This is a genomic window from Polymorphospora sp. NPDC050346, from assembly GCF_040655695.1.
Lineage (GTDB): Bacteria > Actinomycetota > Actinomycetes > Mycobacteriales > Micromonosporaceae > Polymorphospora > Polymorphospora lycopeni.
Map to the genome: position 1 here is coordinate 1 of NZ_JBFAKM010000101.1, position 2,089 is coordinate 2,089.

General features: G+C 66.1%; 2 protein-coding genes. Both read right to left on the reverse strand.

Annotated features, from left to right (window positions below):
- A partial coding sequence (locus AB0I42_RS37240; RefSeq protein WP_357544483.1) for a diguanylate cyclase occupies positions 1-259 on the reverse strand: 259 nt, incomplete at its 3' end.
- Between the two features lie 154 nt (positions 260-413).
- Entirely contained in the window at positions 414-1,907 is a 1,494-nt protein-coding gene (locus AB0I42_RS37245; protein ID WP_357544484.1) for a hypothetical protein, read from the reverse strand.
- Between the last annotated feature and the right edge of the window lie 182 nt (positions 1,908-2,089).

The following is a 2,089-nucleotide window of genomic DNA, read 5'->3' on the forward strand; positions in this document are numbered from 1 at the left end:
CGGCCTCGTGCCCGTGGTTGTCGTTGACGCTCTTGAAGCCGTCGAGATCGAAGATGGCAAGCGTCACGGGGTGACGGGCGGAGAGGACGGCGGTGAGGTCCGACATGAGCGCGCGACGGTTGGGCAGGCCGGTCAGGTCGTCGGTGTGCAGGGCGTGGCGGGTGGCGTCCAACTCGCGGAACAGGTGGAGGGCGATGGTGGCCAGTGCGGCGGTGGCGGTGATGGCGGCTGCAACCGCGAGGCGGTGGGAGGTACGCACGGCGGGACTCCTGTTCGTCCTGGCTTTGTGTGGGTGTCCGGTGGGGGTTCGCCATCCCTCCCGAACAACTACTAATATACCTCCTTCTTGAAGGATTGTCGAGAACGAATGGAAATAAGAAGGCGCCCGGGGGCTTGTGCCACCGGGCGCCGGATTACGTCAGGGGTTTTTCGGTTGGGTTGCCGAGTACGCGTACTCGGCCGGTCGGCACGAACGGGGCGTCTTTGGGGCCTCGGATGTGGCGTCGCACCCACGTACGCCTGCGCTGCTGTAGGCCGGGGCCGACGCGCTGGTTTCGCCAGAATCCGGCCACCCACCAGCGGCGCTCGTACTTCCTGGCCTTGCCGGGGCCACTTCCGGCGCTCTCGTTCGCGCGGATTGGGCGGAGGCGCACGAATCGGACGGTGGGGTCGGGGCGGCCGGCGCGGGCATATGCCTTTCGGATCGGCTTGTCGGCTGGGGTGTCGATAACCTCTCCGTCTGGCTGGCCAATCAGGATCCAGGTTGCCAGTAGCGCATTAACAAAGTTCTGAATGACGGAGTTGAGGTGTGGGGTTTGACCGTAGGTGATTCCTACTCCTGCGGTGATCGGGGCGAGCCATCCGATGTTTTCCCGCATACTCTGCAAACGTCGCTCGTCCATGGGCGGCGCCAAGAATTCGGGGTAGGTGAAGAACACCATCCAGGTACCGTCGGGAGTCTGTCCCCATTGGGCGGCGATAACGGGGCATAGGCGCCCGGTGGTGGGGTCGGTCATCTCGAACACCGGGGTAGCCCAGAAGAGGATTCCCTCGGGGGTGGGCACCTCATCGGCGAGGATTGGCTGCTGCGGTAGTTCGGCGGCAGCGGATCGGGTTTCGGTGGTGAAATCGGGGTCTATCCAGTAGATGGGGCCGCCCTCGGCATGGTCGGCCATCAGCCTGGTGTACGCGGACACCACCGACATGGTGGCGCCGTTTACCTCGACAGACGCCCCGATGGGGAGGTCGGGTACAAGGTGCGCGGGCAGGTGGTGGGCTTCGCCAGTGGCCAGCGATTGCATGAGATCGGCTTTGGCGCCGTTGCGCCAGTAGTGCACGAGGCGGTCGCGCACCTTCGGCAGGGTGGTCGGGCGCGGCGTGCGGTGCTCGTCGGCGGTGGGGGGTGCTTCGGCCGCCTGGCTTTGGGGCTTCGCGGCGTCGGCGTACTTGAGGGGTTGTCGGCGTGGTACCGGGCGCCGGTCGAACAGGGCTCGGTGTAGGTGGCTGAAGGCGTCGGCGGCGTCGGCGCCGGCGCCGTGGCGGCGGCGGGTGCGGGCGGCGGCGCGGCGGGTGATCGCGCGGCGGTCACCTCGGTCAACGTCGTTCGCGCATGGGCTGCATGCGGCCCACCGACCGCCGATGTTGTGGGCGTACGTCGCTTCGTCGCCGGTCACGACAATCTGGATCGGCCCGAAGTCGTAGGACCATTTTGGTCCTGCCGCCCCGCAAAAGTCGCATACCATTTCGACTTTGTCGAGATCGGCCAGCGGAACCGGCTGGGCGCGGTGCGACTCGTCAAAGGCGGCGGAGTGGACGTATTCCGTGTGGCCGTTGCTGGTGTGCCGCTGGAGTGGGCGGCGGCAGGCCGCGCAGCCGTACTCAACGGATTCGGAGGCGTTGGGGTGCATGACACCTTCCCAAGGTCCTGGGTTTGTGTGGGTGTCCGGTTGGGGTTCGCCATCCCTCCCGAACAACTACTAATATACCTCCTTCTTGGGTCGGTGTCGAGACTCAAACCACACCTGACCAGCGGTTTTCCACCCACCCCGCACATCATCGACCGCAACACACGGCGCGGTTTATCGCGCCC